Source organism: Paraburkholderia sp. GAS32 (assembly GCF_050434225.1).
In the GTDB taxonomy this organism is placed as follows: Bacteria; Pseudomonadota; Gammaproteobacteria; order Burkholderiales; family Burkholderiaceae; genus Paraburkholderia; species Paraburkholderia madseniana.
Genome location: NZ_JBNPVS010000008.1, coordinates 207677 through 227493 on the forward strand (window position 1 = coordinate 207677; position 19817 = coordinate 227493).

Here is a 19817-nt window from a genome sequence, read left to right on the forward strand (position 1 = left end):
GGTCGGCACCCGGCGTGAATGCCGGATGCCGTGGTGCGCCATTCAAGGGCGGGACGCGCAGGCTTGCTACGCGCCGGGCGCGCCGATGATAGGCCACCACCTCCGCCGCGCCATTAATCCATTGGCGCAATAACGTATGGCGATTTCTAACAATTGTGCACACGAGTCTGACAATAATTGACTTTCGCGACAGCGCGCTTGGGGTAGTCTGAAACGATTGAGTTATAGACATTTTTCGCGGCGACGCTAGCACGTGTGCTGCAGGTGCGCGTTCTTACTGCATGGATACTCCCGCTTCAAACCCGCTGGCTCGTTCGCCAGCCATTCAGGATCTCACCGACGAGCAATGGCATCTCATCGTGCCGCTCCTGCCTGAAATGAAAGATCACGGACCTCGGCGTGGCCGTCCCAGCATCGACATCCGTTGCGTGGTGAACAGCGTGCTGTGGGTGCTGCACACTGGCAAGCCATGGCACGCAATGCCCGACCGCTATGCGCCTTATCAGACCGCGCATCGCTATTATTTGCGCTGGAAGAATTCAGGGGTGCTGGCCAATATCGCCTTTGCCTTGTTCGATACCGATGCCATGCTGACGCGGCCTATCACTCGCAGGGGCTATCCGCGCCCAGCGTAGCAGGCTCAGAACCGTTTCGGAATAACAAGCAGAAAGGCCGTCATCCGGTTACCGGATGACGGCCTTTTCAATCGCATGCTTTGGCCTGCTGCATGAAGGTGCTGATCGAAGGCACCGCTCAATCACGCATGCTGTTCGACCTTGAACACTGCAACCGCATTTCGCAGACGTTCGGTCTGCTCGTCGAGTGAACCGGCTGCAGCCGCTGCCTGTTCGACTAGCGCAGCATTGCGCTGCGTCACATCGTCCATCTGGCGGATCGCGAGATTGACTTCGCCGATACCCGAACTCTGTTCTTTCGAGGCCGCCGAGATCTCGTTCATGATCGCCGTCACGCGGCGCACGGCGTCGACCACCTCGCTGATCGTGCTGCCGGCTTTGCCTGCCAGCGTCGAGCCTTCGCCGACCTGCGCGACGGACTGATGGATCAGCACCTTGATCTCTTTGGCTGCCGTCGCGCTGCGCTGCGCGAGATTGCGCACTTCGCCCGCAACGACCGCGAAGCCGCGGCCTTCTTCACCGGCGCGCGCCGCTTCCACCGCTGCGTTCAGCGCGAGGATATTGGTCTGGAAGGCGATGCCTTCGATCACGCTGATGATCTCGCCGATCTTGCGCGAACTATCGGTGATGCCGGCCATTTTCTCGACCACGTCATTGACGACCTCGCCGCCACGCGCGGCAATGTTCGATGCATCCGCCGCGAGTTCTGACGCGGTCGCCGCATTGTCGGCGTTCTGCGTGACGGTCTTGGTGAGTTCGTCCATGCTGGCGGCAGTCTGCTGCAACGATGCGGCCTGTTCTTCGGTACGGCTCGACAGATCCAGGTTGCCCGCGGCGATCTCTTTCGAGGCGATCGTGATCGTTTCGGCGGACGTCTTGATCCGCGCGACGGTCGCAGCCAGTTGATTGCGCATCTCGCGCAGCGAGAACAACAGGCTCGACGCGTCGTCGCGCCGTAGGTCGATGTGAGTGGCGAGGTCGCCGCGCGCGATCTGCATGGCAATCGCCGCTGCCGTGGAAGGCTCTCCGCCGATCGAACGCGATACGTTGCGCACCACCCGCGAAGCCACGAACGACACCAGCACACCCAGCAGCACCAGCATGCCGGCCGAGCGCGCGAGGGTCGCGTAGAACTGCGCCTGGATGTCATCCATATAGGCGCCGGCGATAAAGTCCCAGTTCCACGGGCCGAAGCGCTTCACATAGCCGATCTTTTCGCTCGGCGCCGTCTCGCCGGGTTTCGGCCACCAGTAGCGCAGATAGCCTGCGCCGCTCGCCGAGCCGCCTGCCTGCGCGATGTCGTGATACAGCGCATTGCCTTTGGCGTCTCGGAAGCTGCTCATATCCTTGCCGTTCAGCTTCGGACTCATCGGATGAGCGACCATTACCGAATCGCTCCGCACGATCGTCACGTAGCCCGATGTGCCGTAGCGTTGCGCAGTGATGCGGGCGATGGCCTGCTGTTTGGCCTCATCGACCGGGAGCTTGCCCGCGTCGGCCTGCTTCGCGTAGTCCGCGACGAGCGACACCGCCATGTCGGTGACGTCGGCCAGATCCGCGCGCCGTGCGTCCATTTGAGCGTTTCGTGCATCGAACGCATTCACAACGGTCACGATCAGAAGCGCCGCCCAGCAAAGCAGTATCGGCACCCACAATTTCTGTTTTAGTGTCAGACGGTTCATTATCGGTTTCGACAATACGTTGAACTCGGAATAGGGAGGGGCTGCAATCTGCGTTGCATAGCCGGCATAACGGCTATTGCTGTGGATTCTTTATTCCGGCGTCCGAAATTGCCGCCTGAAACGTGAATTTCCGGCCCGAGGCGACCGATGAAATACGGGAAACGTCGAGGAAAATCGGGGAAAAAGGAGCCAAAACCCGTAGAAAATCGCGGGAAACCGCGGCGAGCTGCAAGAGGCAGCCGGGCGCACGCGCTTACCCTAGATCTGTTCTTGACCAAACGCGCACAGGCGTTCGAGGTCCAGCACGTCGATCTGGTTGTACGAGAGGCGCAAAATCTGCAGCCTTTCGAGGTTTTGCAGTGCCTGGTTGATCCGTTGCCGCGACACGCCTGCCAGCAGGCCGACTTCTTCCTGCGAAATGGCCAGCGTGCGACCGGTATCGGGGTAGAGGTCCGGATTGAACAGTTGCGCGAGCGACTGGGCGACGCGCGCGTCGACATCCAGCAGACGGCTATTCTGGATCGACGCGATGAATTCGCCCATGCGGTTGTTCAACTGCCGGATCACAAAACCGGTGAACGGTAGGCTCGATTCGAGCAGCGCATGGAACGTCTCCGACGGCACGAACATCACGAGCGAAGGCTGAATGGCGGCCACGTCGTATTTGCGCAATTCGCGCTTGATCACGCTGCCTTCGCCGAACCAGCCGCCGGGTGGCACGCCGGAGAGCGTGCAACTGCGTCCCGAGGCGTTGTAGATGGCGAGTTTGATGAGGCCGGAATGGACGCCGATCCAGTAGTCTGACGGCTCCTGGCGGCGCGCGATCCAAGCTCCCCCTTCCAGCCGCTCCGCGTGCGCGCTGGCAAGCACGATGGCTTGGTGCTCGGCGGCGAGCGCCCTGAACCATGCGCAGGTGCCGAAAAGCCGCGGCAGATCGGCGCGCGGGACCCGTTCAGGCCGGTGCGGGTGGGAGTCTGCGACGACGGTAAACGGTGCGTCTTCCATAAGCGGCGAGCGGGGTGTAGGCGGGTGAAGTCGGTTGAATAGAACCAGGGCGCGTCACTCTGTCATTTGAATGACAGACAGTTCACCATGACAATTGCTAGGCTAGCTCATCAATCAGAAAAATCGACGGCGCGGCCAGCGCCTCAGGAGACAAAGCGATGACACACATGTTCGAAGAAGGCCTCCAGCGGCGCGAGGCCAATTATGTCCCGCTGACGCCCATCGATTTCATCGTACGCGCAGCGGAAGTCTACGGTGAGCGGCTGGCGGTCGTCCATGGGGAGATTCGCCGTAACTGGCGCGAAACCTACGAGCGCGCGCGGCGTCTGGCCAGCGCGCTGCAGCAGGCCGGTATAGAACGCGGCGACACGGTTGCCGCTTTGCTGCCGAATATTCCTCCGATGATAGAAGCGCATTTCGGCGTGCCGATGGCCGGCGCCGTGCTCAATACGCTGAATACGCGGCTCGACGTATCGTCGCTGCTGTTCATGTTGCGTCATGGCGAGGCGAAGGCCTTGATCGTCGATACGGAGTACAGCGAATTGGCGCACCGCGCCGCGCTGGAATTCCCGGAGTTGCGCGTGATCAGCGTGGCCGATGCGATGCCCGCCGACGCCAGCAAGTTTATCCGCGCAACCGACTACGAAGCCTTCCTGCAAACCGGCGACCCCGAGTTCGCCTGGACCTTGCCCGCCGACGAGTGGGACGCTATCGCGTTGAACTACACCTCGGGCACGACGGGCGACCCTAAAGGCGTGGTCTACCACCATCGCGGCGCGTATCTGAATGCGCTCAGCAATATCCTCGAATGGGATATGCCCAAGCATGCGGTCTACCTTTGGACCTTGCCGCTCTTTCACTGCAACGGCTGGTGTTTCCCATGGACCGTTGCCGCGCGTGCCGGCGTCAACGTCTGTCTACGCAAATTCGACGCGAAGACGGTGTTTGACCTGATCCGCCGCGAAGGCATCACGCATTATTGCGGCGCACCGATCGTGCAAAGCGCGCTCGCGAATGCGCCCGCCGAATGGCGTGAGGGCATCACGCATCGCGTGTCGACGATGGTGGCGGGCGCGGCCCCCGCACCGGCGGTGATCGCGAAGATGAAGGAGATCGGCTTCGATCTGACGCATGTGTATGGACTCACCGAAACCTACGGCCCGGCCGCGGTCTGCGCAAAACAGGAAGAATGGGACACGCTCGACGACAACGCGCGCGCCGAAATGAACGCGCGGCAAGGTGTGCGTTATCACTTGCAGGCGGCCGTTACGGTACTCGATCCGGACACGCTCGCGCCCGTGCCTGACGACGGCGAAACGCTCGGCGAGATCATGTTCCGCGGCAATATCTGCATGAAGGGGTACCTGAAGAACGAGCGCGCCACGGAAGCGACCTTCCGCGGCGGCTGGTTCCATACCGGGGATCTCGGCGTGCGGATGCCTGACGGCTACATCCGTATCCGTGATCGCAGCAAGGACATCATCATTTCGGGCGGCGAGAACATCTCGAGCATCGAGGTCGAAGACACGCTGTACCGTCACCCTGCGGTGTCGGTTGCCGCCGTGGTGGCGATGGCCGATCCGAAGTGGGGTGAGGTACCCTGCGCGTTCGTCGAACTCAAGGAGGGCGCTCAGGTGAGCGCAGAAGAGATCATCGCGCACTGCCGGCTATTTCTTGCGGGATACAAGCTGCCAAAGGCGGTGCGTTTCGGCGAATTGCCGAAGACGTCGACGGGAAAAATTCAGAAGTTCGAACTGCGCGCGCGGATCAAGGCGGAACAAACCGAATAGATCGCGCGCGAGGGTCTAGCGCACCGAATGGCGCGCTATGGGTGCTGAGCGATGCAAGCGCGGGATTCCGCGCGCATCAGTTTCGACAAGCGCTTAACCGCGCGTGTCGACCCAACGTCGTGCCCAGCGTGCCGAGTGCTGCAGTGCCTGTTCTTCGTTCGGGAAGTAATCGAGCGAATAGAACTGGTAGCGCCCTTCGGTACGCGCGCTGTTAGCGCGTTCGAGCAACAGGTTGGATGAGAAGCTACCGTCGGGCAAACGATGTGCCGAGGGTTTGACGGCATAGCCGTTGTAATGATGAATATGTTTGTTTTGCATTTTATATTTTAATAATGTTCGAGTGCGCGCCTGCCGTGCGAGCCGTTATACGGGTCACGCGGACGAGCCGATTCAAGCCATTGCGAGCCGAATCCAAACGCAGTCGGAAAGCTAAAAAGGGCGTTAAAGCCAGAGGGGAGAATGAGGTGCAACGAGGCGTTTGGCGCTTAGGCTAGCTGAACAATATATGCAGCTAAAAGCGATCGCGCCAACTGTGGGAGACAACGCTCCGCGAGGATGTCGCTGCAGCCCGATGTCCGTTGCCGGACACCGAGCCCTTCAAACTTACATCGGCTTGATGTTAGCCGCTTGCAGACCCTTCGGGCCTTGCTTCGTTTCGAAGCTCACCTTCTGATTTTCAGCCAGCGTCTTGAAGCCGTCGCCGCTGATTTCGGAGAAGTGCGCGAACAGGTCGTCGCCGCCCTTGTCCGGGGTGATGAAGCCAAAGCCTTTGCTGTCGTTGAACCACTTAACGGTACCGGTATCCATGAAGAATCCTTGAGGAAAAAATAGAAAAATTTGCTCTGTTGAGGAGCGCGTGAAGGGTCAAGGAGGGAGAGGACAACGAATACCGCTGAGGAGCGAGACATTGATGAACAGCAATCGAACTTCTTGAACTTCGGATGCCACAGTAACCGCCGGGCCATGTCAGCGTCAACACTTATCTTGTAACTGTTTTGTTATGGGCATCGTTTGTGCATGAGGGGCGTGTGGTCATGTGACCCTCGTTGCTTACTTGCCGTGTCGCGCGGCACGGCAAGTCACTCCAACTGGGTTTCGGTTTCAGATGCCCACTTTATGCGCTGTCAGGATCAGGCGTAATCCGAGCGCGGCAACTGCGCTTGCGGCGACGCGATCGATCCAGGCCTTCCACTGCAGATAGATTTCGCGCGGACGTTTGCTCGAAAAGCACAAGGCGACCACGGTGTACCAGCCGGCTTCAATGGCGAAGATCGCAGGGGGCAATGCAAAGTAGCACCACAGCGGCGGATGTTGCGGAAGCAAGGCCGCGAAGATACTGCCGTAGTAGACCGCTGTCTTCGGATTGCTGAGTTGTGTGCTCAAACCGATCCAGAAGGATTTGCGCACGTTGGTAGCGGCGGCTTGCGCCGCGTCGAACGCGAGCGGTTTGGCCGCACCGCGCCAGATCTTCGACGCAAGGTAGATCAGATAAAGGCCGCCGGCCACTTTCAAGCCGACGTACAGCCATTCCACTGTCGCCAGCAAGGTGTACAGGCCGAGCAAGGCGATACCGCTAAAGAACACGCCGCCGATGCCCATGCCGGCCGCCGTTGCAAGGCCGTCGCCGCGCGAGAGTCCGATTGCATTGCGTGCAACGATAACGAAGCTCGGTCCTGGGCTCATTGCACCGAGCAGCAGTGCGGCCAGGATTGTGACGATGGCGGTCGAGGCGGGCATTTTTGTGTGTCTCCTACAGGCGGCGATGCGGATCAGTGAACATAGCATGGGAGGGCGAGGTTTTGTTTTCGGTCAGCGCCAATAGAACCAATAAAGAACCAATAAGAATCGAAAAAGCCGGTAACGAACGCCAACCGAATGACAAAGAAAGCCCATCACCGCACGCAGCCAATCAGTTGCTGCAAGCAGCGGAAATTGGATGCTAGAATGCCCTCCCATACGCTAAAGCAGCCTTGGAGCACCAAGGCCGATCGGGCGCGATTCGAGCCGTTTGCCGACGAATTCCCCTAAATCCAGGATTTATTGGGCATGATTCCCGATGCGAGTTGTCGCGCATCAGGCGCGGCGTCGTGAGTTCGATTCGCACTCAACCCATCTGATTCACGCATAGGCTTCGCGTTGTTTAGCGAAGCCTTTGTTTTTCCAACGCGAGCACTATCAGCCGCGAAACCGGTACGTTATGAAAGAGCGAGAAGAACAACGGCTGTTCGACCTCGACGGGAATGCGCGTGAGCGCCTGATCGTGTGGATCCGCCGACGCATGGACGAATACGGCATTACGATTGAAGCGCTTGCTGATGCAATCGAGGCCGACAAAGCCGCAGTGCGGGCCGTGATGTATCGCGACGCCTACGGAAATACGTGGGACGGTCATGGCGAAAAGCCGGATTGGCTTGCGCGTGCAATCTACGCTGGACAGAACATCGACCATTTCCGCTGTTGAGCGGGGCCTCAGTTTCTTCTGCTAATCGTTTTCCTGCGTGGCTGCGCGATATCGCGTTGTGCCAATTGATTCGGCATCCAAAAAAAAGCCCGCGCGGGGCGGGCTTAACCTACTCGGAGTTTCGCGATCCAGTCGCTAGACGGATCATCTCCAGTGTATGTGAAAGCTTTATGAAAGTATAGAAAATCCGCGTTACAGATCGAAAAACACGGTTTCCTTGTCGCCCTGCATATAGATATCGAACCGGTACACATTGGCCGTGTTCGGCTCGCGGCGCGCGATCAGCGTGCCACGCCTGTCCGCCGGAACCGCTGCCAGCACGGCATCCCGTTCGTTAGCCTCGGCTTCGTCCTCGAAATAGATGCGCGTGAAGGTGTGCAGCAGCATGCCGCGCATCGTCACGATCACATTCAGATGCGGCGCTTCGTCCGGGTTTGCGCGGCCGGGTTTCACCGTTTCAACGACAAAGCGCTGGAGCGGATCGGTGCCCGTACCGACGCGGGCGAAGCCGCGGAAACCGGTCTTCAGGATTTCCTCGCGTGATTCCGGGTAGTGGCCTTGCGCGTCTACCTGCGACACTTCCAGCATCGCATCGCCGATCACCTTGCCGTCGCCGTCGAACACCTGGCCGACGATCGTGATGTGCTCGCCGGCCGCTTCGCGGTCGGCCAGAACCGGCGTAAACAGGCTCTTGAAGGCGAAGTCGTATTGCTGAGGGCACAGACCGTAGGCGAAGTACGGTCCAACCGTTTGCGAAGGCGTTTGTTTGAGGGTCGTCATGGCTTAGCGCTCCATCGGAGTTTCGTTGCGGCCGCGCAGCACGATGTCGAAGTCGTAGCCGAGCGCATAGGCCTCTTGCGTCGTATCGAGCGAGAAGCCTGCAATCAGGCGGTCGCGTGCGTGCTCGGGCGTGCCCTGGAAAATCGGGTCGAAGGCCAGCAGCGGGTCGCCGGGGAAATACATCTGCGTGACGAGGCGCGAGCCGAAATGGTCGCCGAACAGCGAGAAGTGAATGTGATTCGGACGCCACGCGTTCGGGTGATTGCCCCAAGGGTAAGCGCCTGGTTTGATCGTCAGAAAGCGATAGCGGCCTTCGTTGTCGGTGATGCAGCGGCCGGCACCGAGGAAGTTCGGGTCGAGCGGCGCGTCGTGCTGATCGTTCTTGTGCACATAGCGGCCGGCAGCATTGGCTTGCCAGATCTCAACCAGCGTATTGCGCACCGGGCGGCCGCCTTCGTCGAGCACGCGGCCCGTCACGATGATGCGCTCGCCGAGCGGCTCGCCGTTGCGCACCGCATTGCGCGTCAGATCGTGATCGAGCGCGCCGAGGTCTTCGGTGCCGTAGACCGGTACACGCTGGTCGCGCAGTTTTTCCTTCAGCGGAATCAGCGGACGCGTCGGGCCGCGTTTGACCGAAGAACCGTAGCCGGGATAGACGTAGGCGGGGTGGGACGCGAAGTCGCGCGCGGTGAGAAAGGACTCGTCCATCAGTGTCTCCTTCGGGGAATTGTGGGATACAGCGTATGGAGCGACTTTATCTAACCTGAGAGGTTATGCAAAATGACGTTTTCGCCCATTTCGTATAACCTACCGTTATGCAACGCAGCCTCGCGGACAGCCGCGTCAAATTCCGTCATCTCCAGTGCTTCCTGGCCGTCGCCCAGTTCGGCGGCGTGCAGCGGGCGGCCGAAAGCCTGTCCATTACGCAGCCCGCGGTCTCCAAGACGGTTGCCGAACTGGAGGCGATTCTCGGCGTGAAGCTCTTCGAGCGCGGCCGCCACGGCGCCGTGCCGACCCGCGAGGGGCAGCTCTTCATGCCGCATGCGAGCGCCTGTGTCAGTGCGTTGCGACAGGGTGTGGACTTGCTGGCGCGCGCGGAAGGCGCGGCGGCCGCCACGCTGGAAATCGGCATTCTGCCGACCGTCGCGGCTGCGCTGGTGCCGCCGGTGCTGAAGCGGTTCGCCGCGCTTTGGCCGCGCGTGATCGTGCGCCTTGCCACCGGCGCCAACCCCGAATTGCTCGAGCGTTTAAAGGCCGGCACGATCGAATTCGCGATCGGGCGTCTGGCGGACCCGGAACGGATGGTTGGGCTCAGTTTCGAGCAGCTTTTCAGCGAGCCGTTGATTGCCGTGGTCCGCGCCGGGCATCCGTTGGCGCTGGGGGCCGGCTTGCCGGCCACGTCGCTGGAGGATTTTCCGGTGGTGCTGCCGCCGTTCGGCACGCTGATCCGGCAATCGGCTGAAAGCCTGTTGAGCGCGTGGGGCGTGCCGCCGTTGTCGGGGTTTGTCGAAGTGCTGTCGGTGTCGACGGGGCGTGCGTTGACGCTGGAGAATGACGCGGTGTGGTTCGTGCCACTGAGCGCCGTCGAATATGAACTGGTGCACGGTATGTTGGTGCGTTTGCCCTTGCCGTTCGCGGGCACCGGCGAGCCTGTGGGGCTGATCCGGCGCTCGGACACGCAGCCGTCTCCTGTGGGACGGGCGTTTATCGATGCCGTGCGCGAGGTTGCGCAGCAGCGCATGGCGGCGGCCGCTGGCAAGCCTGCGGTTAAACGTGCGTCCAAACGCAGTCGCGGCGGCATGTCCAAGACCTGACGCACGTCGCCAAGCGAAGCTGGAGATGCGGGAGTCACGGGAAATGCAGGAGGCGCAGTAGACGCCCGCTGCGGCCCAATTCTCCCCGCGTGAACCATCCAGTACAAAATGAAGGTTGCGAACGCCCTGCTACCCGGTGTACAAACACGGTGCAAAAGCCGTCACGGGCCGCATTGCTGCGGCACACCGCGCATACGGTGTCACACTTCAGGTGAATGACGGCGTGCACCGAACAGCAGAAACATCACGAACACGCGCAACAGCGTACGAAAGACTGCACAAGGAGATTGCCATGCCCAGCGACTTGCCCACTCCAGACGCCGCGCTGCGCGCCGTGTCGGCGCCTGAGCACAATCCGCTCGGCACCGCCGGCCTCGAATTCGTGGAGTTCGCCTCGCGCGAGCCGAAGGCGCTCGGCGAGACGTTCACGAAACTCGGCTTCAAGGCGATTGCGCGCCATATCAGCAAGGACGTCACGCTGTATCGCCAGGGCGAGATGCATTTCCTGATCAACGCGGAGCCGGATTCGTTTGCCGAGCGCTACGCCGAGGAATACGGCGCCGGCATCTGCGCGATCGGCATTCGCGTGGCCAACGCGCAGCGCGCCTTCGACCGCGCGATCGAACTCGGTGCATGGGCGTTCGAAGGCGAACGCCTCGGTGCGGGCGAGTTGCTGATTCCGGCGATCCAGGGCATTGGCGATTCGCACATCTATTTCGTCGACCGGTGGCGCGGCCGTGGCGGCCAGCGCGGCGGCCTCGGCGACATCTCGATCTTCGACATCGACTTCCGTCCGATCGAGATCGATACCGCGCACGCCGATCTGAGTCACGCGGGCACCGGCCTGGTTGCGGTCGATCATCTGACGCAAACGGTCGGTGAGGGCCGGATGCAGGAATGGCTCGACTTTTATCGCGACCTGCTTAACTTCCGTGAGATTCACGAACTGCACGCGAACTGGCATGTGTCCGCGGAATCGCGCGTGATGGTGTCGCCATGCGGCGCGATCCGCGTGCCTTTGTATGAAGAAGGCACGCGCCGTACGAATCTGATGCACGACTATCTGCCGGATCATCCGGGCGAAGGCGTGCAGCACATCGCGCTCGCCACCGACGATATCTTTGCGTGCGTCGAGCAACTCCTCGCGAACGGCGTCGAATTCGTCGAGCCACCGCCGCGCTATTACGAGCAACTGGACGCGCGCCTGCCAGGTCATGGGCTCGATGTCGAGCGGCTCAAGCGCACGCATGTTCTGGTGGACGGCGAGATCGGCGCCGACGGCGTACCGCTGCTGTTCTTTCAGACCTTTGTGCGACGCGGCGCCGGCGAGATCTTCTTTGAGATCGTGCAACGGCAGGGTCACCACGGTTTCGGCGAAGGCAATTTGAGCGCGTTGGCGCAGGCACGCGAGCAAACCGGCGCTTAACGCTTAACGCTTAGCGCTTGCCGTTTGCCACTCGGCGCCTGCCGCTGAATCAATCAGTATCGGGATTGCCGCCCAGCCCAGGATTCACGGCGCTGTATGCCGCCGCTTCCCGCAACAGCCACTCGCGAAAGCTCGTGAGCGGCTTACCGTGGCTCAACTCCGTCGGATAGACGAGGTAATACGCCGAGTCGGCGACGGCGGGTGCGTCGAGCGGCATCACGAGTCCGAGCTGTTCGAGCTGTGCGTCGACGAAAAAGCGCGGCACCAGCGCGATGCCGAGACCGGCCGCGGCGGCGCTGATCAGCATCGTGTGGAGTTCGTACCGGACCCCTTGCATCGTCCGGTTATCGTCGACGCCGAGGTTGGCGAACCATGACGCCCAGCCGTCAGGCCGGGTGGTGGAATGCAGTAGCGGGTAGTCCAGCAGTTCTGCCGCAGTTTCCACGGGCCGGGCCAGCAGACTCGCCGCACACACCGGCACGACTTCCTCGCTAAACAGAAAATCCGCCGACGTGCCTGGCCATGTCGGCTTGCCGTAGTGAATCGCGGCTTCGAAATGCGTATCGGCGAACGGGAAGGTGCCGGTGCGCACGCCCATATTGACCCGCACGTCCGGATACTGCGCGTTGAATGCCGCCAGCCGCGGAATCAGCCATTGCGATGCGAAAGTCGGCAGCACCGCCAGTTCCAGATAACCACCGCCGCTGCCATGCGCAATGATCGACAGCGTGTCGCGGTCCAGTTGTTCCAGCGAGCGCCGCACCTGCGCGCTATAGACCTTGCCTGCCTTGGTCAGCACCACGCGCTGTTTGACGCGCACGAAGAGCCGCACGCCGAGATTGCTCTCCAGCGTATTGATCTGCCGGGACACCGCGCTTTCGGTGAGGAACAGCTCGCGCGCCGCATGCGTGAAGCTCTCGTGCCGCGCGGCGGCTTCGAAAGCGAGCAGCGCGCCCATGTTGGGGATCTTGAACTTTCGCACGTTGATTCCAAAAACGCATCAAGTGGCGATTTTATCTCGCTTTACGGCAGTGCTGCGAATTTGAATAATCTTGCATCCAACGATGCCGTGCTTGCGCCTTGAAGCCATGCCGGCAGGCCATCTTCAAACACACGAACGCGTGCTCACCGCGCTCCGCCCGGAACCGATATGCGAAACATCAAGAATGCGAATGTCGAACAACTGCTGCTGAAACTGCTCGGCGCAGAGAAAACCGCGAGGCTGTTCGCCACCCTGAACCATCCGCAGATTCTTAACGAATGGGAGGGCGGCACCGTTACGCGCGCCGAACTGGCGCAGGCGATGAACATGGCGCTGTTCGAAGACCTGCTGGCGCGCTCGGCGAATGGCCGCCAGTACACCGAGGAGGCGATCGCCGCTGGTGGCAGTGTCTACTTCGATCATGGTGCATTGCGCACGGTGCGCTGGGCGGCGAGCGGCGCGTTGCCGCCGGGCGAAGCGGCTTTCGCGCGCATCCTGCGTCCGCTCGGCTTCAGCATCAACGGCCGTTATCCACTCGATCGCCTTGGCATGACCGGCCGCGCCTGGGCGCACGATGACGCCCCCGATGAGATCGCGCAGTTCTTCGTCAGCGAATTGCATCCCGAGCGTTTCTCGGCAGAGTTTCAGCAGGCGGTGACGAACGTGATCGGCGCCTCGCGCGATCCGTTGACGCCGCAAGCCGCCGGCCAGTTGTGGGAGCTCGAACGCGACGGCGTGTTGCCGCTCGAGGCGGCTCACGCGTTGCTGCCGGTGATCGTCGGCGCCTTCGCCCGTCAGCATGAGACGCCACGCGAAGCCGATTACGAAGTATTGTTGAAGGAGTCGGCAGAAATGGCGTGGATCGCGACCGAAGGCAATGCGTTCAATCACGCTACCGATCGCGTCGCGGACGTGTTCAAGCTCTCCGACGACGAAAAGGCGAAGGGTCGTCCGATGAAGCCGGAAGTCGAGCGTTCGCGTTCGGGCCGTGTGTTTCAGACCGCATACCGTGCGGACATCGTGCGGCGCGAATTCCGTGCGGCCGATGGCAGCATCGTGACGCGCGAGGTGCCGGGTTCGTTCTACGAGTTCATCACGCGCAAGCGGACCTTCGATCAGGACGCGCGTCGCTGGGAAACGGACCTGCGTTTCGACGCGGGCAACGCGCAGGGCATCTTCAAGATGACCGCGAGCCAGGCGGCTTAATTTGTAAGCGCAGGGTGATAGCGCGAGCGTCGGACACGAGACATGAGAGGCGGAGTGGGAACGTCATTGGATGAAGAGCAGGGCGCGGGCATGAGTGCTTCGTTGAGCGACGCGGCTCATGGCCCGTCAAAAGCGCCGCGCGTTGCCAAGCCCTTTCAAGGGACCGCTGCTGTTATGCAGGCGCTCGAAGCTGACCTCCGCCGCAACGTACGCGGCGAAGTGCGCTTCGATCAGGGCTCGAAAGCGCTCTATGCGGCGGATGCGTCGAACTATCGGCAAGTCCCGCTCGCCGTGGTGGTGCCATCGGACGTCGACGATCTGCTCGAAACGCTCGCTGCGTGCCGCCGCAATGACGTGCCCTTTCTCCCGCGCGGCGGTGGCACCTCGCAGAACGGCCAATGTGTGAATGTCGCGGTGGTGGCCGACGCGAGCAAGTATGTGAACCGCGTCGTGTCGGTCGATCCTGTAGCGGGCGTGGCGATCGTCGAACCGGGTGTGGTCTGCGACACCTTGCGCGATGCCGCCGAAGAACACGGCCTCACGTTCGCACCCGATCCCGCGACTCACAGTCGCTGCACGCTCGGCGGCATGATCGCCAACAACTCGTGCGGCGCGCATTCGGTAATGGCCGGCAAAACGGTGGAGAACGTCGAGGCGCTGGAAATCGCAACCTTCGATGGCGCCCGTTTCTGGGTCGGCCCCACTCCGGACGGCGAACTCGAACGCATCATCGCCGCAGGCGGCCGCCAGGGCGAAATCTACGCCGCACTCAAGCAACTGCGCGACACCTACGCCGTTCAGATTCGCGCGAAATTCCCGCAGATCAAGCGGCGCGTGTCGGGCTTCAACCTCGATCAACTGCTGCCGGAAAACGGCTTCAATGTCGCACGTGCGTTGGTCGGCACCGAGGGCACCTGTGCCGTGACCTTGCAGGCGAAAGTTCGGCTCGTAAAGAGCCCGGCGAAACGCGTGATCGTCGTGGTCGGTTTCACCGATATCTACACCGCCGCGGACGCCGTGCCGCATTTCATGCGCTGCGGGCCGATCGCGATCGAAGGGCTCGACCGTGCGATCGTTCGCGGCTTGCAGGCGCGCGGGTTGAAGAAGGATGAGATCGCCTTGTTGCCGGCAGGTGATGCCTGGGTCGTGCTCGAATTCGGTGCTGATACGCAAGACGACGCCGTGCATCAGGCGCAAACCGCTGAGGCATATTTCTCGTCGGGCGCAGCAGGACCGAACGTGTCCGCGATGCTTGTCGAAGATCGTGCTCTGCAGGCGAAGGTGTGGTCGATCCGCGAGACGGGCGCGTCGGCGGTGGCCTTGTCGGTGGATGCAGGCACGCCCGATCCAGTGGTCGGCTGGGAGGATGCAGCGGTCGATCCAATGCGTCTCGGCGATTATCTGCGTGCGTTTCAGGCGCTGGTGGATCGCTATGGCTACGAGACGAGTCTATACGGTCATTTCGGCGACGGCTGCGTCCACGCGCGTATTACCTTCGATCTGCGCAGCGTGGAAGGCGTCGCGACGTGGCGCAAGTTTCTGCGCGAGGCCGCGGAACTGGTGGTCGAATTCGGTGGCTCGCTCTCGGGCGAACACGGCGACGGCCAGGCCAAGGCCGAATTCCTGCCGATCATGTACGGCCCCGAACTGATGCAGGCGATGGAGCAATTCAAAGCGATCTGGGACCCGGCCAATCGATTGAATCCCGGCAAGGTCGTGCATGCGTATCGCGCCGACGAAAACCTGCGCATGGGTCCGGCCTACAAGCCCGTGACACTGCAAACGAAGCTCACCTTCGCGAGCCAGGAAGGCGACGGTTTTCAGCGTGAGATCGAACGATGCATCGGCATGGGCAAGTGCCGCTCGCTAGAAGGCGGCACGATGTGCCCGAGCTTTCGCGCGACACGTGAAGAGAAATACTCGACACGTGGCCGCGCGCATCTGTTCTGGGAAATGCTGCAAGGCGACGTGATCGCCGATGGCTGGCAAAGCCGTGAAGTGAAAGAGGCGCTTGATACCTGCCTCGCGTGCAAGGGCTGCAAATCCGATTGCCCGACGCATACGGATATGGCGTCGTACAAAGCGGAGTTTCTTTCGCATTACTACGAGACGAATCGCCGGCCGCGTCAGGCGTTGTTTATGGGGCGGATTGGCGAATGGGCGCCGTGGGCGGCGCGCTTCCCGCGGTTGACGAATTTTATGACGTCGGCGCCGGGGTTGGCTGCGGTTGGGAAGTGGGTCGCCGGTGTCGCGCAAGCACGTGAGTTGCCAATGTTTGCTACGCGGACGTATCGGCAGATTGCTCGGCGTTCGCCTCAGACGGAGCTTGATGCTCGCTCTCCTGGTGAGGTGAAGAAAGTCATCCTGTGGGTCGATACGTTCAACGATCACTTCACGCCAGAGATCGCGCAGGCCGCGGCCGATGTGCTGACGCAAATGGGGTGGCACGTCGTGCTGCCGAAGAACCGGTTGTGTTGCGGGCGTCCGCTGTATGACTTCGGTTTACTCGACCGTGCGCGCGAGTTGCTGACCACCATTCTCGATGACCTCGGAGAGGACATCGCCGCGGGTGTGCCGGTGGTCGGGCTCGAACCGGGTTGCCTGTCGGTGTTCAAGGATGAACTGCTGAAGCAGTTCCCCGATCATGCTTTAGCGACGCAACTATCGGCGCAGACGTTTCTATTTTCCGATTTCGTCGCGCGTCAGCCGTTCGATTGGCCGACGCTCGCAGCGGACGTGATCGTGCACGGACATTGTCATCAGAAGGCGCTGTTCGGTATGCAAGGCGATACCGCGCTCCTGAACAAGCTTGGCGTGAAGTGGAAATTGCTCGATACGGGATGCTGTGGCATGGCGGGATCGTTCGGCTTTAACGACGAGCATCACGTGCTTTCGGAGAAGATCGGCGAAGACACGCTGTTTCCAGCGGTGCGTGCTGCTGCGGCGGCAAACGCGGAAACGATCGTGCTGACTAACGGCTTCAGTTGCCGGGAGCAGATCGAACAGGGGACCGGGCAACACGCGATGCATATCGCGCAACTAGCGCAGCGGGCGTTGGCGGCGCGCCGTTAAGGGGCCGTAGCGCCGTCGTTATTTTTTCGCCGGCTCTGAGGTAGCCGACGTCTGCGGGATGTCGGCGCTGGTTGCCATCCACAACACCTCGGCGTCTTCGTCGCTAGTGGACACTGCTGCGTGGCCGGTACGGCTGTCGAAGTAAAGGCTGTCGCCCGCATTCAGATGCGTCGGCGCGTACAACTCGGAATAGAGACACACACTGCCGCTGATCACGTACAGGAATTCTTCGCCCTCGTGACGGCCCCAGTCATCGAAGGCATCCAGCGTGTGCGCCGAAATGCGGATGCGAAACGGCAACATCGCTTTGTGCGCCAGATCCGTGGCGAGCAACTCCATCTGATAGCCGCGGTAGGCGTGACGCTGGCCTTCGTTTTTGCGGGTCAACGCGCGGCGGCCGCTGGCGCTGACTTTGGGCGTCGAGCCGAAGAGCTCGCCGATTTCAATCTTCAGACCGAGAACGATTTTCTGCAGGACGTCGAAAGTCGGGGACATCAGACCGTTTTCGACTTTGGAGAGGGTCGAGCGGGAGACGCCGCAGAGGCGGCTCGCGGTTTCGAGCGTCAAGTCCTGCGCCTGGCGGGCGGCGCGGACGCGGCGGCCGAGGTCGGTTGTCGATGGGTCGGCGGGTTTGGTGAGGTGGGTGTCCATGGGGCTGGCTTAAATGCTCGCCTTGCGCGGCGTTCGATGTTTCCGATAATAACATTTGGGAAGGGAGGGTCTGGGTAGCGTCCGGCTCGTGCGACGACCGAGCAACTTTTCCCATCGGAAACGCTGCGTGTCGAGATTGATGCGGTGACACGCGATTCCATTACCTAGAATCAGGTTACGCGCAGAACGCTTTCGAGCAACTCGATTGCAGTAGCGTTCGCTGTCGAGCCTGCGCGTCTGAATCCCAACTCGTACTATTCGTAAGGGGAATCGTCATGGCGACTTATGTGGTTCTTGCACAGTTTACTGATCAGGGTATTCGCGCCGTCAAAAACAGCGCACAGCGGGCCGGTCAAGCGGCTGAGATGGCCAAGAGTTTTGGCTGTGAAATGAAAGAGATCTACTGGACGATGGGCCAATATGACATTGTCACGATCGTGGAAGCACCGGATGAGCAAAGCTTCATGTCATTCGGCCTGGCGCTCGGCGCCGCAGGCAATGTCCGCACGCAAACGCTCCGTGCATTAAAGAAAGACGAATTCAGCGCTCTTCTCGGCAAACTCCCATAAAACAGGCCGACACCCGGCTTGCTAACCGCTTCTTTCCGCGATTCTTTTTTGCTACGCCAGCAAGCGTCATGATGCGCCGCGGCGAGACGCGACGCATCGCAACGAACCGATCAGCGGTTCACGAGCTTGGCGGAATAGGTCAGCGCAAGCGCGCAGCCGACGATCATGCATGCCGCAAAGCCGAACAGACCCGCGCTTTGCGAATGGAACGTATCGCGCAGCCAGCCGATGAAATACGTGCTGCCGAAGCCGCCGAGGTTCGCGATCGAACAGGCGAAGGCGATACCCGCCGCCGCGGCGGGGCCCTTCAGGAAGGTCGAAGGCAGCGACCACACGACGGGCATCGCAGCGGCCGCGCCCGCGTTGATCAGCGAGAACAGAATGACCGTCGCGACTGTGCCGTGGTGACCCGAACCGGCGATAACCAGCGCAACCGCCGCCACGAGGAACGGGACCACGATATGCCAGCGGCGTTCGCGCATCCGGTCGGAACTGGCGCCGCAGTAAAGCGTGCTCAGCACGGCTAACGCATTCGGAATCGCCATCAGCCAACCGATGTGATACGGATCTGCTACACCGGTGTCGCGCAGGATCGACGGCAGCCAGAAGCTCGTCGCGTACAGCCCAAGCAGCACGCACAGATCGATGAGGCCGAGCGCCCACACCTTGAAGTCGACGAAGGCGCCGCTTAGCGAATGACTCTTGTTGCCGGACGGCTCCGCGTCGAGATTCGCACGCAGCGTTTTCTTCTCCGCGGCGCTGAGCCAGCGGGCGGATTCGATGTTATTCGGTAGCCACGCGAGGATCGCAATGCCGAGCGCAATCGACGGCAGCGCTTCGAGCAGGAACAGCCATTGCCAGCCGCCCAGGCCGTGCGCGCCGTTGAAGAACGCCATGATCCAGCCGGAAATGGGGCTGCCGATCATGCTCGACAGCGGCAAGCCGACCATGAACAGCGCCACCATGCGAGCACGGCGTGCATCGGGATACCACTGCGTCAGATAGAGCAGCACGCCCGGCAGAAATCCGGCTTCGGCGACGCCGAGCAGGAAGCGCACGATATAGAACTGCATCGGCGTGGTGACGAACAGCGTCGCGCCCGACAGCAGACCCCAGGTAATCATGATGCGCGCGATCCACAAGCGCGCACCGACCCGCTGCAGAATCAGATTGCTCGGTACTTCGAAGAGGATATAGCCGGCGAAGAACAGACCCGCGCCGAGGCCGTAGACGGTATCGCTGAACTTGAGCGCGTCGAGCATCTGCAGCTTAGCGAGACCGATGTTGATTCGGTCGAGATACGCCGCGAAATAACACAGACAGAAGAACGTGATGAGACGGATCGTAACCTTGCGATAGAGCTCGCTGTTGTCGGTGCTGCTCGTGTCGAGCACGGCACTGCCCTGATAAACATTCGCCATGACTGCCACTCCCGGAAGGTGGTGCGAAAAAAGGTGGATATCGTGCGACAGAGATCACTCGCACTTCGCTTGCAGATGTCTGTGTATCACGCTAAAAACGTAGCGTATACGCTCCAAAATACGGTGTGGAAAAATACCCATCAAAGCCCATAAATTTTCCTCATTGAGTTGCGTGATTCCTCGTAGAAATGCCTGTAATTCGTGCTTTCATGCGAGCGTGTACGTACCTCTTGCACAGCGGAAGTGCATGAAAAATGTAAAGCGTGTTAGCTACAAATCAGCTGCACGACGCGGCAGCTTGATCAAGGTCGTATTGAGGGTCC

General features: G+C 61.1%; 18 protein-coding genes. 8 read left to right on the forward strand and 10 right to left on the reverse strand.

The features are described 5' to 3' along the window. Window positions 1–281 precede the first annotated feature (281 nt). Window positions 282–635, forward strand: coding sequence for a transposase (locus P3T25_RS12875; protein ID WP_154557897.1), 354 nt, complete (start codon window positions 282–284; stop codon window positions 633–635). Window positions 636–757: 122 nt separating this feature from the next. On the opposite strand, the gene P3T25_RS12880 is transcribed toward P3T25_RS12875, so the two are convergent. Together P3T25_RS12880 and P3T25_RS12885 are read right to left on the reverse strand one after the other, a co-directional pair. Then, window positions 758–2317, reverse strand: a complete 1560-nt coding sequence (locus P3T25_RS12880; protein ID WP_154557896.1) for a methyl-accepting chemotaxis protein — start codon at window positions 2315–2317, stop codon at window positions 758–760. Between the two features lie 258 nt (window positions 2318–2575). Next, a complete protein-coding gene (locus P3T25_RS12885; RefSeq protein WP_154557895.1) occupies window positions 2576–3322 on the reverse strand; it encodes a Crp/Fnr family transcriptional regulator in 747 nt (248 codons plus the stop codon). 158 nt (window positions 3323–3480) lie between these two features. Here P3T25_RS12885 and P3T25_RS12890 point away from each other — a divergent pair, with 158 nt between their 5' ends. Then, entirely contained in the window at window positions 3481–5112 is a 1632-nt protein-coding gene (locus P3T25_RS12890) for an acyl-CoA synthetase (RefSeq protein ID WP_429358191.1), read from the forward strand. A 93-nt stretch (window positions 5113–5205) separates the two neighbouring features. On the opposite strand, the gene P3T25_RS12895 is transcribed toward P3T25_RS12890, so the two are convergent. The 3 genes from P3T25_RS12895 to P3T25_RS12905 all read right to left on the reverse strand — a co-directional run bounded on the left by P3T25_RS12895 (window position 5206) and on the right by P3T25_RS12905 (window position 6849). Then, window positions 5206–5430: a hypothetical protein gene (locus tag P3T25_RS12895; protein ID WP_093635010.1), complete on the reverse strand. Its 225-nt coding sequence runs from the start codon at window positions 5428–5430 to the stop codon at window positions 5206–5208. A gap of 285 nt (window positions 5431–5715) precedes the next feature. Then, window positions 5716–5919 carry a cold-shock protein gene (locus P3T25_RS12900; RefSeq protein ID WP_007178877.1) on the reverse strand — a complete coding sequence of 68 codons (204 nt, stop codon included), beginning with the start codon at window positions 5917–5919 and terminating at the stop codon, window positions 5716–5718. A gap of 294 nt (window positions 5920–6213) precedes the next feature. Beyond that, window positions 6214–6849 (reverse strand): LysE family translocator, encoded by a 636-nt coding sequence (locus tag P3T25_RS12905; RefSeq protein WP_093635011.1) that lies wholly within the window; start codon window positions 6847–6849, stop codon window positions 6214–6216. Window positions 6850–7309: 460 nt separating this feature from the next. Between P3T25_RS12905 and P3T25_RS12910 the strand changes: the two genes are divergently transcribed. Continuing rightward, window positions 7310–7573 carry an H-NS family nucleoid-associated regulatory protein gene (locus P3T25_RS12910; RefSeq protein ID WP_054034930.1) on the forward strand — a complete coding sequence of 88 codons (264 nt, stop codon included), beginning with the start codon at window positions 7310–7312 and terminating at the stop codon, window positions 7571–7573. Window positions 7574–7765: 192 nt separating this feature from the next. Here the strand turns inward: P3T25_RS12910 and pcaG are convergent, their stop codons facing one another. Together pcaG and pcaH are read right to left on the reverse strand one after the other, a co-directional pair. Beyond that, window positions 7766–8353, reverse strand: coding sequence for a protocatechuate 3,4-dioxygenase subunit alpha (pcaG, locus tag P3T25_RS12915; RefSeq protein WP_154557893.1), 588 nt, complete (start codon window positions 8351–8353; stop codon window positions 7766–7768). Window positions 8354–8356: 3 nt separating this feature from the next. Further along, window positions 8357–9061, reverse strand: coding sequence for a protocatechuate 3,4-dioxygenase subunit beta (gene pcaH, locus P3T25_RS12920; RefSeq protein WP_154557892.1), 705 nt, complete (start codon window positions 9059–9061; stop codon window positions 8357–8359). A gap of 107 nt (window positions 9062–9168) precedes the next feature. Here pcaH and pcaQ point away from each other — a divergent pair, with 107 nt between their 5' ends. Beyond that, window positions 9169–10167: a pca operon transcription factor PcaQ gene (gene pcaQ, locus P3T25_RS12925; protein ID WP_154557891.1), complete on the forward strand. Its 999-nt coding sequence runs from the start codon at window positions 9169–9171 to the stop codon at window positions 10165–10167. Between the two features lie 292 nt (window positions 10168–10459). Continuing rightward, window positions 10460–11593 (forward strand): 4-hydroxyphenylpyruvate dioxygenase family protein, encoded by a 1134-nt coding sequence (locus P3T25_RS12930; protein ID WP_154557890.1) that lies wholly within the window; start codon window positions 10460–10462, stop codon window positions 11591–11593. A 49-nt stretch (window positions 11594–11642) separates the two neighbouring features. Here P3T25_RS12930 and P3T25_RS12935 read toward each other — a convergent pair whose 3' ends face one another. After that, window positions 11643–12575 (reverse strand): LysR substrate-binding domain-containing protein, encoded by a 933-nt coding sequence (locus P3T25_RS12935; protein WP_174825264.1) that lies wholly within the window; start codon window positions 12573–12575, stop codon window positions 11643–11645. A gap of 168 nt (window positions 12576–12743) precedes the next feature. Here P3T25_RS12935 and P3T25_RS12940 point away from each other — a divergent pair, with 168 nt between their 5' ends. Beyond that, window positions 12744–13781, forward strand: coding sequence for a DUF1338 domain-containing protein (locus P3T25_RS12940; protein WP_154557889.1), 1038 nt, complete (start codon window positions 12744–12746; stop codon window positions 13779–13781). A gap of 90 nt (window positions 13782–13871) precedes the next feature. Continuing rightward, window positions 13872–16853, forward strand: coding sequence for an FAD-binding and (Fe-S)-binding domain-containing protein (locus P3T25_RS12945; protein ID WP_154558021.1), 2982 nt, complete (start codon window positions 13872–13874; stop codon window positions 16851–16853). Window positions 16854–16871: 18 nt separating this feature from the next. On the opposite strand, the gene P3T25_RS12950 is transcribed toward P3T25_RS12945, so the two are convergent. Then, on the reverse strand, window positions 16872–17504 hold the full coding sequence (locus tag P3T25_RS12950; RefSeq protein ID WP_093635019.1) for a helix-turn-helix domain-containing protein: 633 nt from the start codon (window positions 17502–17504) through the stop codon (window positions 16872–16874). Window positions 17505–17779: 275 nt separating this feature from the next. On the opposite strand from P3T25_RS12950, the gene P3T25_RS12955 reads away from it, so the two are divergent. Beyond that, window positions 17780–18073, forward strand: a complete 294-nt coding sequence (locus P3T25_RS12955) for a GYD domain-containing protein (protein WP_154557888.1) — start codon at window positions 17780–17782, stop codon at window positions 18071–18073. Between the two features lie 110 nt (window positions 18074–18183). Here P3T25_RS12955 and P3T25_RS12960 read toward each other — a convergent pair whose 3' ends face one another. Continuing rightward, window positions 18184–19494, reverse strand: coding sequence for an MFS transporter (locus tag P3T25_RS12960; protein WP_154557887.1), 1311 nt, complete (start codon window positions 19492–19494; stop codon window positions 18184–18186). Window positions 19495–19817 lie beyond the last annotated feature (323 nt).